The following is a 14306-nucleotide window of genomic DNA, read 5'->3' as shown; positions in this document are numbered from 1 at the left end:
ACCTAAAGCGATATAATATTTAAAATGCTTTTTTTATATAGTTTATGGTTTTAAAGCAGGTATAAAAAACTGATATCAGTACACTGACCAGGACCTTATATCAATTGAGCCCTTTTCAGGATCGCGCAATACTACAGCTTCTATTGTTTTTGAAGCATTCCTTACTTGTCCGGTCGCTTTTATCCTGAAGTAATAGCTTCTCATTCCCAGCAAATGTCTTATTCCGCGGGGACCATTGGGTTTGTCATCATAAACATTTTGAAGTGCAGGCTCTGCCTTAACATCATCCATGGATTTAAAGGGATCAGAACTTGCCTGTCTGCTGATGATTGCTTCAACTGCACTGTCATCCATGTCTTCATGGAGAGAGCGCAATACCTCGCGTGGTGCAGTATTGATATTTATCTTGGCTTCCTCTTCATCGAGGTAAGGTGTAAAAACAGTAAAAAGTTTATCAAGACTTTTCCCGGCAGTGACTACATCCGTATTGCCTGTTCCTCCCCCGCCAGATGAGGATGGAGCAGCTACTTGCAGAACGTCACTTGATTCAGGCATCTGGAAATAGAACTCTTTGGTAATCCCCTTTAAAAGCAGCAGTTCAGTCATGTCATCAAAATAATTGCCTTTGCTTTCGTAAGGCACTGTGAGATTGCTGTAATAGGAAGTCAATGCCGGGTCTTCTTCTGATATACCGCTCCATTCCTTCATAACATGTATTATATCGTCGCTATTGTTTGAATTAACCGGCAGGCTATCAAGGATTCTTTTTACGACATTTTGCTGTTGCTCCAGACGGTCCTCTCCCTGTTTCTTTGTATTTTTATTCTTCGATTGATCTTCTTCATCATCTTCACCTTCATCCTCAAGAAATATGTTGAGATTGATTTTGCCGTCCTCATCAGTAATAATTCCGGATGTTACACCTTCTCCAACCGGGATAGCTATGTTCTGTGTAGCCCAAAGCTCGCCCTTATAATCTACAAAGCTGTTTTTATCCTTGTCACTTTTAAAGTCTGCCCTCAATCCGAATATGCCTGCGGCGATGCCTGCTTTTGCAGCATAATATGCCTTGATATCATCCATAGAATTGGCAGCTATGCTCGCATTGGTTCTCATCTCGTAGTTGAACTCAAGTGCAAGGATCACGACAAGTGTGGTGACAAGAAGAACTATGGCCAGGGCAAAGCCTTCGGTCCCTTTTTTGTTTTTATCTTTTTTTATTTTCCGCATGGAATGGTAACTATTGTTGTAAGTGTTATTTCCTTCCCATTTTTTGGTTTCATTGAAAGCGTAATCTTAACTGCGCCGGGAACCTTGCCTTCCTGGTCACCGCCATCCTGATCATCCCATTCATCAACCCATCCTGATTCCCCGTAATACTCAAAGTCAAGCCCGCTGCAGCCATCTATGAATTCCTCTTCTTTTACATCCTCCATAAAATCCCTGCTAAATATGGGCTCCTCGCTCCTCATAAGAGTGTAAGTATCCTTCTTTTTCGTCTCCCCCTCTTCATCTTCTTCTGTTTTGAGGAAATAATATACTCCCATCAGGACAGGTCTTCCATTCTGCCTGTAATTTGCAGCGTTAGATCTTGTTATAAACTGAACCTCGTCAGCATGAACCGACCCGATCTCGTCGTTCATGCCGGAAAAGAAAGTTACATCAGGAGCTACACCTTTGTCTATGGGAACCGCGGTGCTGCGAAGCTCATTTGACATCCTCTCAAGGACCATCCTTCCATTCTCGTAGATATCGATTTTCTCTCTTGTCTCATCTATAGTTTTTACGCTTCCTGTATAAACTCCGTAGATGAATGAAGTTATTATTGCAAGGATAGTAATGGCTACAATGAGTTCAAGCAGAGTGAATCCTGATTTATTTATCTTCATTCCTGAGCTGCAACAAATGTTTCAATTGAAAAAAGTTCCCTGTCTTTTCTTTCGTTGTATATAGTGACCTTAACATCGCGCAGGTAATCGCCAAGCGAAACAGATGCTGTGCTCTTATCAAGTCCGAGGATGTCGCTTGAAACAGGCTTTACAGTGACCTTCCAGTAATATCCGGGATAATCTTCAAATTCTCCTTCACTTTCTCCGGTATTAGGAAAACCCTGCGCTTCTATTTCACCAATTTTTTCCTTTGCCATATTTACAAGCTTTATCTTCTCAACACACTCTGCTGCAGTCCTGATACTCTGCGATTGTGCACGCAGGGCAGCAATAAGAGAGATTGAAAGGATAGCAACTGCCACCATTATTTCGAGGAATGTAAAGCCTGTTCTGTTTTTATTTGGTCCTGTCATGGAGTTATATATCCGTCTTTTATTTCCGTGCCTCCTGTAAGAGGAGATAGAATAAGCGTCAGTTTCTCTTTCTTCCTCTCAAGGTGGATATAATATTTCCCCTCAAGACCTGTCGGAGTAAAAAGGATAATATTTTGCCCTTCACTGAAAACACGGCTGCCAAATGTTATGTCGACAATGTCAGTTCCATCAGGCATTTTGTGATCAAGCATGTGGGCCTCCACCTCCTCTGAGAGTCTCCCCTGCTGGTCCGGAATGGCAACCCAGTATTTCTCTTTATCAAGGTCGAAGACAAAATAGTAAGTCACTCCTTTTGTAGCGGCGAGGTTAAAAACTTCCTTTACACTTCCGGCAAGCCTCCTCAGAGATATCTTATATTCTGTATCCCAAAGCCTGTCTCCAAGTTTCGGGAATATCAGAAGCCCTATCAAACCGATAATCAGGAGCACTACAGAAATCTCTATGAGAGTAAACCCTTTGATGGGTCTTTGCATCAACGATCCTTATCTAGATTCCAGTTTTGAATATCGTCTTCTGTGTCAGCCTGTCCATCCTTGCCGTTTGACCAGAGATCATAATCATTGCTGTTAACACCGGGAGAAAGATAATTGTATGGAGCTCTCCACGGATCGTTGGGAACTTTGCCTCCTTCGATATAGCCTCCGGTTTTCCAGTTAGGCGCGGCCTTTCCTCCCTTGGGCTCGCTCACAAGCGCCTCAAGCCCCTGCTCGGTTGTAGGATAATCTCCATTATCCATCTTGTAGAGCTGGAGAGCTGACTGAAGTGTTGAAATATCACTCTTTGCTTTTACAATATTTGCCTCATCGATCCTTCCGATTACGGCTGTTCCTATAAGTGTGGCGAGAATTCCGATTATTACAACGACAACCATTATTTCAATCAATGTAAAACCCGCTTTCCCAGCACGCACTATTGCAGATATTTTTTTCATACAATCCTTCTCCTCTTTTGTTTTCCTGAAATTAAAAACTTTTTACTATTAATATAATCAGCTGGCTTGACAGTTTTCCGCGTCAGACGCCTGAAGTTTGAAGCCTGAGCGGAACTGCCAATCCGATAATCCTTCACATTACAATATTATTTTATTCCCTTTGTCATGTCAAAGATGGGAAGCAGTATGGCAATAACTACAAAGCCTACAACAGCTCCCATCATTAATATCATTATTGGCTCGATCAGTGAAGTGAGAGCCCTTATTGTTGAATCTGTCTCCGAGTCAAGACTGTCAGAGACTTTGAGCAGCATGTCTTCAAGCTGGCCGCTCTTTTCTCCTGTAGATATCATATGAGTTACCATCGGAGGGAAAAGCCCGCTCTGCTTTAACGGCAAAGCTATCTCCTTCCCCTCTGCTATATCATCTTTTGCCTCCTCAATGACACGGCTCAGCACTTTGTTGTTCACAACATTCTTCACAATGTCCATACAGTATAAAATAGGTATTCCGCTTTTAAGCATTGTGCCCAGAGTCCTTGAGAATCTTGACAAGGCTATCTTGTGAATAAGATTCCCCACCACAGGAATCCTGAGTTTGAATCCGTCGAACCAGAGCCGCCCGTTCTCCGTGTTGATTGCATAACGGATGAGAAAATAGATTGCGATTGCAAGCACAATGATTAGATACCAGAAGTCCCGCATCACCGAACTTACCTTTATGAGCAGCACGGTCGGCAGAGGAAGCGCCTGTTTTGTCTGCTCGAATATTGCAGTAACCTTGGGTATAACGTAAGTAAAAAGGAATGCGACTATGCCGAATCCCACCATCGTCATAATGACAGGATATGCCAGGGCACTCCTTATTTTATTCTTCAACTCAGCCTGTTTTTCAAGAAACTCGGCAAGCCTTGTAAGAACAAGGCTAAGGGCACCGCTTGCTTCTCCGGACCTCACCATGCCGATATAAAGTGGAGGGAAAAACCTCTTGTGTTCGCTGAGCGCATCGGCAAGCGTAGCTCCGCCGTTCACCTTCTCGCGCACATGGAGGAGGACGCTCCTGAATCCTGAATCCTCAAATTGTTCGATAAGGGCACTCAGTGAGTCAATCAAAGGAAGGCCTGCTTCAAGGAGCGTAGCAAGCTGCCTTGAGAACAAAGCTATCTCCTGCGGTTTTATCCATTTAAGTATGGATTTGAAGCTGGGAAATTCCATGGACTTTGACGACTGCGCAGAACTGCTCACTTCTTTCACAGAGGTAAGATAAAGATTTAGTTTCCGCACCTTTGTGCGCGCATCCTGCATGGACTCGGCGTCAATTATTCCGGATGAGGACTTCCCCTTGAGATTAATAGCCTGATATTCATAGACTGCCATATTGGTTAATCCTCGTGAGACACTCTCAGAACTTCTTCGATAGTGGTAAGTCCCTGAATAATTTTTCTTACGCCGTCATGCTTCAGCAACATCATTCCCTTGCTCATCGCTGTTTTTCTTATAGTGTTGGAGTCGTAGCGTTCAAGTATGAGCTTCTTTATATCATCATCGATTCTCATTATTTCAAATATGCCTATTCGCCCCTTATATCCCATATTAAGGCATGACGGACACCCTGCTGTGCGGTAAAGCCTGCCGTCATGCAAATCCTGCCTTTTTATCCCTATGTCACGCAGTTCGTCATCATCAGGCTCATAGCTTTCCTTGCATTCAGGACAGAGAACGCGGACAAGCCTCTGCGCAACAACGCCGCAGAGTGATGACGCCACGAGAAAGGGCTCTATACCCATGTCGAGCATTCTTGTTATGGCACCTGCAGAATCATTAGTATGAAGAGTTGAAAGAACAAGATGTCCTGTGAGCGAGGCCTGGATGGATATCTCGGCAGTTTCGCGGTCCCGGATTTCACCGACCATTATTATATCAGGGTCCTGCCTTAATATTGATCTTAATCCTCCGGCAAAAGTAAGGTCTATCTTGGGGTTTACCTGTATCTGCCCTATCCCGAAAAGCTGATATTCAATAGGGTCTTCAATAGTAATGATGTTCTTCTCGGGTGTGTTCACGCGCGTCAACGCCGCATAGAGAGTCGTTGTCTTTCCGCTTCCCGTCGGTCCGGTTACAAGCATTATCCCGTTAGGCCGCTTTATGAAGCCGCACATCATATCAAGGTCATCACCAAGGAGTCCCAGGTCCTCAAGCCTTATAAGCACACTGGACTTATCGAGGAGCCTCATAACAACTCTTTCCCCGAAGGCGGTTGGAATTACGGAAACACGCAGATCCATAAAATGCTCGGCTATTTTTATCTTGATCCTGCCGTCCTGCGGGAGCCTTTTCTCAGCTATATCCAGGTCAGCCATGATCTTTATTCTTGATATGACAGCAGCCTGATATTTGCGGGGAAGTGATAAAGTATTATACAGGATACCGTCTATGCGGTACCTTATGCGAAGCTCTTTTTCAAATGGCTCAACGTGAATGTCGCTCGCACGCTCGCGCACAGCCTGAAAAAGGGTTGTATTGACAAGCCTTATTATTGGCGCCTCGTTCGCAACATCAAGAAGGTCTTTAGGTTCATCAGAAAGTGATGAGAGCGAGGCAAGGACATCACTGTCAAAATCCATATCCAGCTCTTTTATCATCTGCTCGGTTTCTGTAGCATCAATCCGGTAGTACTGGTTAATGGCGTCAAAAATCGCTGCCTTGGGACATATTACCGGCGAAGTCGGCAGCTCAAAAATCATGGAGATATCATCAAGTACCTGAATCTCAAATGGATCAGAGATTGCGACCCTGATCGTGTCGTCAACGTTATTCAGGGGAAGGATGAAGTTGTTTTTAAGATAGTTCAGAGGGACCTTTGAAAGGATAGACTTGTCGACGTCATCTTCTTCAATTAACTCCTTGTATGGAATTGCAAGCTTATCGCTGAGGGCGATGAGAAACTCCTTTTCAGTTGCCATCCCGGACTGGACTATTCTTTCCACAAGTCCTCCGTTTTTCTCGGAATCAGCAGAGGGCTGCAATATTTCATTAATATTTATTTCAGAGACATTGCGCTCTTTCAGAAAATCAGAAATTATACTTTCAACCAATGACATTACACTTTACCCCTCTTATATCTTCCTCTATCTTCCCTCGGCCCCGTATCTGTTCATCTTTTATACTATAAAAAAACGACCCCTATTAGCAAGAGAAATAACCACTATATTTTACTTCCTGTTGACACATTATTATTGTTGTTATAACATAAAAGCTAAAGGTAATACTTATTTGACTGGAGGTATAACATGCCTATTGTTAAGACAACAGAAAAGGGACAAGTAGTAATACCTGCGGAGATTCGCAAGAGATATCATATCATTAAAGGGACAAAGGTAATAATCATTGATAAGAATGGACAAATCATCCTCAAGCCGGTTTTAAAAGAAGCTGTCAGAGAAGCAAGAGGCTATTTCAAAAAAGGGTCTTCAGCTTTAAAAACTCTTATAGAAGACAGGAAGGAGGATTCCAAAAATTGAAGGGATTTGTTCTTGACAGTTATGCCCTCATTGCTTTCTTTGAAGATGAACCTGGAGCACTAAAGGTAGAACAGATTCTGAAGCAGGCGGAATCAGGCAAAGTAAACCTGTTAATGAGCATGGTAAACTGGGGAGAAGTATATTATTCTATTTACCGTTCCAAGGGAGAGGACAAAGCAGAGGAATCTCTTCTTATCATAGAACAGCTTCCAATCAAGCTTATTGATATTGACCAAAGCCTTATGTATCAGGCAGCGACTCTCAAAGCAAAGCATGCAATTGCTCTCGGAGATTGCATTGCATCTGCAATTGCTATAAACATTGATTATCCGGTCGTGACCGGAGATAAAGAATTCAAGAAGCTCGGCAGCAGAGTAAAAATAGAATGGATCCCATGAAACGAATTATTTCCAATAATACTTTTTTGACAGACAACTTTCTTATATGGTAAAAGAAAAAATATGAGCAGAAAAAAAGAATATAGATTCACCATTATTATAGAACCATGTGAAGAAGGCGGATTTTTTGCCACATGCCCCGCTTTTCCCGGCTGTCATGTAGAAGGAGAAACCTACGAAGAAACACTCAAAGAAATGAAAGCAGCTATTGATGCATTTATAGCAGATTACAAAGAAGAAGGTGAATTGATCCCTGAAGATGATATAACAATCACCACTTTAAAGGTTGCAATTTGAGCCCTAAGTTTCCTGCTGTTACATCTGATGAAGTTATCAAGGTTCTGCAAAAAATAGGTTTTAGGTTCAAAAGACAATCTGGCAGCAGCCACGGAATTTATTATAGAGAAATAGACAAGAAAAGGACTGTAGTTCCAATTCACAAAGGCAAAATCCTAAAAAGAAAAACTCTTAAATCAATTCTTTCTGACAGCGGGCTTACCATCCATGAGTTCATCAAACTCAAAAAGTAACCGCTTTAAAATTCATTGTTGAGATACTTTTATATTACCTTGACTTAGCCTGAACCCCTTTGCTAAAAACAACCTGTTTTATCAGATAGAAGCGAATCTCTGATTGTTACTTTATATTAACAATTTTTTTAAAGCGAAGGTGAGATTTGGATGTGAGGCGAGGAAGCGGAGGATCAGCATACCGGAGCATACTTTTCCGTATGTGAGGATTGCTGACCGGACGCTGACAAAGCATCACGCCAAATATTGCCTTCGCCAATTAGGCAAAATGAAAGAAAGAACAGTCTACCAGTGCCAATCCTGCGGCTACCAGTCTCCCAAGTGGCTGGGAAAATGTCCTGACTGCAATGAATGGAATGCATTTGTCATGGAAAAAGAAGTTTCCGTGATGCGGTCGGCTTTCAAGCTCCCGTCGCTTCAGGAAAAATCAAAGCCCCTTTCGCTTTCGGAAATAAAGAACGACAACGCGGCGCGCATAAAAAGCGGCATTGACGAGTTTGACAGAGTTCTTGGCGGAGGACTTGTGGCCGGTTCGACTGTTCTTCTCGGAGGCACGCCGGGCATCGGGAAGTCAACGATACTGCTTCAGGTGCTGGACAAATTTTCAAAAGCAGGGATATCGGGACTTTATGTATCAGGAGAGGAATCACCGTCACAGTTGAAGCTAAGGGCCGAACGATTAGGGCTCACGCCGGAAAACCTTTATATTCTTTCCGAAAACTGCTACGAACTTATAAAGGAACATATAGAAAATTTAAAACCATCTGTGATAGTCATTGATTCTATCCAGACCATGTACACCGGGCAACTCCCTTCTTCACCGGGAAGTCTGGCTCAGTTAAGGGAAGTCTCCGGACTGCTTATGTTCCTCGCAAAGTCAGGAGGCATTCCAATACTAATTACGGGCCATGTGACAAAGGAAGGGAATATTGCAGGACCCAAGGTACTTGAACATATAGTTGATGCCGTGCTGTATCTCGAAGGTGACAGCGGGAATTATTACAGGATTTTAAGGACAGCAAAAAACCGCTTCGGTTCAACGAATGAAATAGGGATATTCGAAATGAGGGAGGAAGGGATGAATGAGGTCAAAAATCCTTCCGAAATATTCCTGTCAGAAAGACGTGAAACTTCTCCCGGTTCGGCAGTCACATGCTGTATAGAGGGAACAAGGCCGCTGTTGGTAGAAATACAGGCGCTCGTTTCACGCTCCTCATTCGGGATCCCGCAGCGTATAACAAAAGGACTCAATGCAAGGCGGGTATCGATTTTAACGGCTGTGCTTGAAAAAAAGCTTGGCATGAGGCTGTCGCATGAGGATATATTTGTAAATGTAGTCGGCGGAGCAGAGATAGACGACCCTTCTGTTGACCTTGGTACAGTTATGGCTGTAATATCTTCTTTCAGGGACAAGGCAGTAAAACAGGAAACTGTCTTTACAGGAGAAGTCGGGCTTACCGGGGAAATCAGGTCTGTAAGCCGGGTTGAACTCAGAGTAAACGAAGCAGAAAAACTGGGATTTAAAAAAATTGTAGTACCTGCAGGAAACATTAAAGCGTTACAGGACAAAAAATCAATTAAGATAATAGGAGTGGAAAATATAAAAGATGCCATTGAAGCTGCGATTTAATAAAAACATTTTTTTTCTTTCAGCGTTCTTATTAGCTTTCCTTTTATTCATTCTGCCTTCATGCACAAAGATTAAAGTCTATTCAGATGCACTCACGGTAGAAAAGAACTGGACTGCGCCGTTGCATGGAACAAACGAATTCTTCCTGCTCCAGCCATCCCCGCAGTTAAGCGACGTCAATTATGACGGGTACTATGACGTGGTTGTGGGAAATGCCAGGGGATTTGTTTACTGCCTCGACGGCAGGGACGGTTCGCTTCTCTGGCGCTTCAAGGCAACGGACAGCATATCCACGACACCGACGATTGATGACGTTGTCGGGGTTGGAGGAAAAGAGATTCTTGCAGGCTCAATCGACGACACGCTCTACTGTCTGCTTGGAGAAAAAAGGAAGCTCATCTGGAGCTATCCGACAAAAAACGATATACTGGCCAGCCCTATTGTTCTCCAGGCATCAGGAGAAGGGAACATGAACGTCATCGGGACTTCAGGCAATGAGCTTTTCAGTCTCTCAGGCAAGGATGGGGGGCTTATATGGAAAATAGGATTTGAATACAACTTTAGCTCATCCCCTCTGGTAGATGATGTCAACGGTGACGAAGTCGGTGAAATACTAATAGGGAGCGAGGATCATAACCTTTACTGCATAAGGGGAGAAGACGGGAAAAACCTCTGGAACTTTAAAACAGGAGACCAGGTGCTCTCAACCCCGATAGCCACTGAATTTGAGCCCAATGGAGACAGGATGATTATATTCGGGTCCTGTGATAATTACATGTACTGCCTCAACGGGAGAACAGGAAAAGAGGTATGGAAATTCAAGGCAGAAGACAACATAAGCTCTTCCGCTATAGCAGGAGATATAAGCGAGGAACCGGGAACAGAGATAATATTCACATCATGGGACAAATATGTTTACTGTCTTCGCGGAAGCGACGGCACATTGTTATGGAAATTCAAAACAGATGCAGGGATAATCTCCGCCCCTGTAATAGCAGATCTTTATGGAAACGGAATGAAGGTACTGGTTACATCCAATGACAAGAATCTTTACTGTTTAGACGGTGAAAAGGGAGAACTGCTTTGGAAATTCACAGCCCGCGCCCCATTCTGGACAAGACCTGCTGTCGGGGACATTGAAAACGACGGGACAGCAGAGATAATTGCCTCAACCATAGACGACAGGGTATATTGCCTCTCCACACACTCTAAGAATTTCCAGAGGAAAGAAAAACATGACAGATAAATTTTTTATCACCACCCCTATCTATTATGTAAACGATGTGCCGCACATCGGGCATGCTTACACTTCTATTGCCTGCGATGTAATGGCACGTTTCAAAAGACTTCAGGGCAAAGAAGTCCTTTTCTCTACCGGCACTGACGAGCATGGACAGAAGGTTGAGAAAGCTGCCTCCGAAAAAGGGGAAAAACCTATCGAGCTTGCCGACAGGGTTGTGGAGCGTTTCAAATCTCTCTGGCAGAAGCTGGATATTACGCATAATGATTTCATCCGCACCACGGAGCCGCGCCACAAGGATGCGGTCACAAACCTTTTCAAAAAAATAATGGAAAAGGGAGACATCTATAAAGGATTTTACGAAGACTGGTACTGCACACCATGCGAGACATTCTGGACAGAGATGCAGCTTGCAGCAGACGGCAATTGCCCCGACTGCGGAAGAAAGACTGAAAAGCTCAAAGAAGAAAGCTATTTTTTCAGGCTTTCCAAATACGCTGAACCTTTGCTTTCATTCTATGAAAAGAATCCCGGCTTCATTGCCCCAGAATCCCGCAAAAACGAGATAATAAGCTTTGTCAAAGGAGGATTGAAGGATTTAAGTATAAGCCGTACTTCCTTTAACTGGGGGATACCTGTCCCGGGCGATGAGAAACATGTGATCTATGTCTGGTTCGATGCGCTGATAAATTATCTCACTGTTACCGGATTCCCTTCAGATGAGAACCGTTTCAGAAAGACGTGGCCCTGCGATGTGCATGTAATCGGAAAGGACATTCTCAGGTTTCATGCGGTGTTCTGGCCTGCATTCCTTCTTTCTGCGGACATTGAACCCCCAAAGAAAGTTTTCGCGCATGGCTGGTGGACAGTGGACGGGAAAAAAATGTCGAAGTCGCTCATGAACGTAGTTGAGCCGAATGCTCTTATAGATGAATTCGGAGTTGACACTGTCAGATATTTTCTCCTCCGGGAAGTGCCCTTCGGACTTGACGGCGATTTTTCAAGAACCGCCCTTACAGGCCGCTTTAATTCTGATCTTGCAAATGACCTCGGCAACTTATTCTCACGGTCAATCACGATGATAATCAAATACAGAGACGGGAAAGTCCCTCAAATAGACGACTCCGAGCAGTGCGAACTCTCGGACAAATGCCTTTGCGAAAGAGCCTCAAAAACTTTTGATGAAGTAATACAATATATAGAAGAGCTTTCATTCAGCAAAGCCCTTGCTTCAATATGGGTGCTTCTCAATGAAGTGAACAGATATATAGACAAGAAAGCCCCATGGCAGCTTGCCAAAAAAGGGGATGATAACGAACTTGACAGGACGCTTGATAACATATTCAGGAGCCTCAAGGTATGCACCGTACTTTTAACTCCTTTCATGCCGGAAAAGGCGCATAAGATGTGGGCTCTTCTCGGACTTGCCGGAAAACCTGAAGAGCTTGCCCCGATAACTCTGGCAAAACTCTGGGCAATAGACGGCAAAATAGAAGTAAATAAACCTGAAGCTCTTTTTCCAAGGATAGAGACAGCGGAAGCAAAACCTGAAAAGGGAGTTGAAAAATCCGGAGAGAAAATTATGACTTCTGACGCTGAGCTTTTAAGCATAGATGACTTTAAAAAAATAAAGATAAGGACAGCCAAAGTTCTATCTGCCGAGAAGGTGCCAAAGTCTGATAAATTATTAAAACTCACAGTAGATGACGGAGAAAAGGAAAGAACCATAGTAGCCGGAATCTCACTCCACTACAAACCTGAAGATATAGTCGGAAAGACCATCACCATAGTCGTAAACTTAAAACCGGCAAAGCTAATGGGAGTGGAATCAAACGGGATGCTTCTTGCGGCAAGCGACGACAAAACACTTTCCATACTTACAACAGACAGGGAAGTAAAAAACGGTTCTCCGGTAAAATAATAACCTCAAATGATAATAGAAACACACGCTCATCTTTACAGTCCTGAGTTTGAAAATGACATTGATGCCGTCATAGAGAGGGCAAATGAATCAGGCATCGGGGTGATAATCACCGTATCTTCTGACATACAATCTTCTATAGCCAACCGCGCAATTTCATCGCGTCATAATATATACTTTGCTCCGGGGATACATCCACATGACACAGAGAATAATACAGACGAGGATTTTGCAAAGATAGAAGAGCTCATTAAAGATGAAAAAGCAGTTGCAGTAGGAGAGACAGGGCTCGATTTTTTTAAGAATTACGCTCCTCAGGAATCTCAGGAACATTCATTCGTAAAACAGATAGACATAGCAAAGCGCGCGGGCAAACCCCTCATAGTCCATTGCCGTAATTCCTATGAAAGGTCTATCGAGATATTAGAAGCTGAAGATGCAAGAGCTGCAGGAGGTGTCGTCCATTGTTTCTCGGGAGATTATAAAGCGGCAAGACAGATACTGGATATGGGTTTTTACATTGGTGTCGGTGGCACAATAACCTATCCTAACTCATCCCCGCTTAGGGAGATAATAAAAAAAGTCCCGCTTGAAAGTGTGCTTCTTGAAACAGATTGTCCCTATCTTCCGCCGCAGCCATATCGTGGAAAACGGAATGAACCGTCGTTTCTCGTCCATGTGGTAAAAGCCATTGCAGAGCTGAGAGGGCTTTCTGAAGAAGACATTGAAAGGATGACATCGCTAAATGCTGAAACGCTTTTCTCGCTCGGTGTCATAAGTCCATCAGCGTCAATTGCTTACAAGATCAGGAACTCACTTTATCTCAATGTTACAAACAAGTGCTCAAATCATTGCGTATTTTGTGCAAGGGGAACCCGCCCCCTTGTGAAGGGACATCTTTTGAGGCTTGAGAAGGAACCGTCTGCCGGAGAAATGTTAAGTGCAATCGGAGAGTATTCCCAATATGACGAGATAGTTTTTTGCGGATACGGCGAACCGCTTATAAGGCTTGATTTTGTAAAAGAGGTCGCAGGTGCTCTAAAAAAGAAGAATGTGAAAATCCGCATCAACACCAACGGGCAGGCAAACATAATACATGGGAGAAACATACTCCCTGAGCTCAAAGGACTTGTGGACAGGATTTCAATAAGCCTGAACGCCCAGAATGCGGAACTCTATCATAAGATATGCCGGTCAGATTTCGGTAAAATGTCTTATGATGAAATAATCAGGTTTGCAGCAGAGGCAAAGAAATATATCCCTGACGTCACTCTTACTGTAGTTGATTTCAACGACATAGATGTCGGGGAATGCCGCGCAATCGCTGAATCAATCGGTGTTGGATTCAGGATAAGAGAATATAATGAAGTGGGTTAAATAAAAAAGGGGAGCATTGTTCTGCTCCCCTCATTTCTTTCACCCTGACTAGAAGGTTGTCAGCAACCCTAAGAAACTATTATTTCACTGCACTTTTTAAAGCTGCGCCGGCTGAAAACTTGGGAACTCTTCTTGCCGGAATAACAATTGCGCTACCTGTACGTGGATTTCTACCAGTTCTTTTCTTTCTTTTCGCAGTACCGAATGTTCCAAAACCAACGAGAGTGACTTTCTTGCCGCCTTTTAAAGTCTTTGTAACTGAATCAATGAGAGAGTTTAAGGCTTTTTCTGCTGCTGCTTTGGAGATGTCGGCCGATTTGGCCATCGCTGCTACCAATTCCCCTTTGTTCATGTTACCTCCTTTAAGATTTATAGGTCAGGGTGAATATTCTAGGCAAATTATAATGTGGAAACCCTTGCCTGTCAAGCATTTTAA

At 43.5% G+C, this 14306-nt stretch carries 16 protein-coding genes; 8 read left to right on the top strand and 8 right to left on the bottom strand.

The genetic code is table 11. The features are described from left to right. Positions 1–75: 75 nt before the first annotated feature. The 7 genes from HZA77_00710 to gspE all read right to left on the bottom strand — a co-directional run bounded on the left by HZA77_00710 (position 76) and on the right by gspE (position 6354). Entirely contained in the window at positions 76–1230 is a 1155-nt protein-coding gene (locus tag HZA77_00710) for a general secretion pathway protein GspK (protein MBI5373925.1), read from the bottom strand. Beyond that, positions 1218–1889 carry a prepilin-type N-terminal cleavage/methylation domain-containing protein gene (locus HZA77_00705; GenBank protein MBI5373924.1) on the bottom strand — a complete coding sequence of 224 codons (672 nt, stop codon included), beginning with the start codon at positions 1887–1889 and terminating at the stop codon, positions 1218–1220. Before HZA77_00705 ends, HZA77_00710 begins: the two co-directional genes overlap by 13 nt. Beyond that, on the bottom strand, positions 1886–2302 hold the full coding sequence (locus tag HZA77_00700; protein MBI5373923.1) for a prepilin-type N-terminal cleavage/methylation domain-containing protein: 417 nt from the start codon (positions 2300–2302) through the stop codon (positions 1886–1888). Before HZA77_00700 ends, HZA77_00705 begins: the two co-directional genes overlap by 4 nt. After that, a complete protein-coding gene (locus tag HZA77_00695; GenBank protein ID MBI5373922.1) occupies positions 2299–2796 on the bottom strand; it encodes a prepilin-type N-terminal cleavage/methylation domain-containing protein in 498 nt (165 codons plus the stop codon). The genes HZA77_00700 and HZA77_00695 overlap by 4 nt, the downstream gene beginning before the upstream one ends. Further along, positions 2796–3254 (bottom strand): type II secretion system major pseudopilin GspG, encoded by a 459-nt coding sequence (gene gspG, locus HZA77_00690; protein MBI5373921.1) that lies wholly within the window; start codon positions 3252–3254, stop codon positions 2796–2798. Before gspG ends, HZA77_00695 begins: the two co-directional genes overlap by 1 nt. 146 nt (positions 3255–3400) lie before the next feature. Continuing rightward, positions 3401–4630 carry a type II secretion system inner membrane protein GspF gene (gspF, locus tag HZA77_00685; protein ID MBI5373920.1) on the bottom strand — a complete coding sequence of 410 codons (1230 nt, stop codon included), beginning with the start codon at positions 4628–4630 and terminating at the stop codon, positions 3401–3403. 5 nt (positions 4631–4635) lie between these two features. Then, the gene (gspE, locus tag HZA77_00680) at positions 4636–6354 is read right to left on the bottom strand and encodes a type II secretion system ATPase GspE (protein ID MBI5373919.1); all 1719 of its coding nucleotides are present in this window, start codon (positions 6352–6354) and stop codon (positions 4636–4638) included. Positions 6355–6543: 189 nt separating this feature from the next. On the opposite strand from gspE, the gene HZA77_00675 reads away from it, so the two are divergent. The 8 genes from HZA77_00675 (at position 6544) to HZA77_00640 (ending at position 13870) form a co-directional block, all read left to right on the top strand. Beyond that, the gene (locus HZA77_00675; GenBank protein MBI5373918.1) at positions 6544–6774 is read left to right on the top strand and encodes an AbrB/MazE/SpoVT family DNA-binding domain-containing protein; all 231 of its coding nucleotides are present in this window, start codon (positions 6544–6546) and stop codon (positions 6772–6774) included. Then, positions 6771–7172 carry a type II toxin-antitoxin system VapC family toxin gene (locus HZA77_00670; protein MBI5373917.1) on the top strand — a complete coding sequence of 134 codons (402 nt, stop codon included), beginning with the start codon at positions 6771–6773 and terminating at the stop codon, positions 7170–7172. The genes HZA77_00675 and HZA77_00670 overlap by 4 nt, the downstream gene beginning before the upstream one ends. Positions 7173–7235: 63 nt before the next feature. Further along, positions 7236–7469, top strand: a complete 234-nt coding sequence (locus HZA77_00665) for a type II toxin-antitoxin system HicB family antitoxin (protein ID MBI5373916.1) — start codon at positions 7236–7238, stop codon at positions 7467–7469. Next, complete coding sequence (locus HZA77_00660) at positions 7466–7702, top strand: type II toxin-antitoxin system HicA family toxin (protein MBI5373915.1); 237 nt, start codon at positions 7466–7468, stop codon at positions 7700–7702. Before HZA77_00665 ends, HZA77_00660 begins: the two co-directional genes overlap by 4 nt. A 268-nt stretch (positions 7703–7970) precedes the next feature. Next, positions 7971–9332 (top strand): DNA repair protein RadA, encoded by a 1362-nt coding sequence (radA, locus tag HZA77_00655; GenBank protein ID MBI5373914.1) that lies wholly within the window; start codon positions 7971–7973, stop codon positions 9330–9332. Then, the gene (locus HZA77_00650) at positions 9310–10578 is read left to right on the top strand and encodes a PQQ-binding-like beta-propeller repeat protein (GenBank protein ID MBI5373913.1); all 1269 of its coding nucleotides are present in this window, start codon (positions 9310–9312) and stop codon (positions 10576–10578) included. The genes radA and HZA77_00650 overlap by 23 nt, the downstream gene beginning before the upstream one ends. Further along, positions 10568–12493 (top strand): methionine--tRNA ligase, encoded by a 1926-nt coding sequence (gene metG / locus HZA77_00645; GenBank protein MBI5373912.1) that lies wholly within the window; start codon positions 10568–10570, stop codon positions 12491–12493. The genes HZA77_00650 and metG overlap by 11 nt, the downstream gene beginning before the upstream one ends. 9 nt (positions 12494–12502) lie before the next feature. Further along, positions 12503–13870 (top strand): YchF/TatD family DNA exonuclease, encoded by a 1368-nt coding sequence (locus HZA77_00640; protein MBI5373911.1) that lies wholly within the window; start codon positions 12503–12505, stop codon positions 13868–13870. A gap of 79 nt (positions 13871–13949) precedes the next feature. On the opposite strand, the gene HZA77_00635 is transcribed toward HZA77_00640, so the two are convergent. After that, a complete protein-coding gene (locus tag HZA77_00635; protein MBI5373910.1) occupies positions 13950–14222 on the bottom strand; it encodes an HU family DNA-binding protein in 273 nt (90 codons plus the stop codon). Between the last annotated feature and the right edge of the window lie 84 nt (positions 14223–14306).

It is taken from the genome of Candidatus Schekmanbacteria bacterium, assembly GCA_016219965.1.
In the GTDB taxonomy this organism is placed as follows: Bacteria; Schekmanbacteria; GWA2-38-11; order GWA2-38-11; family J061; genus JACRJM01.
This window is presented reverse-complemented; position numbering and strand designations above follow the sequence as displayed.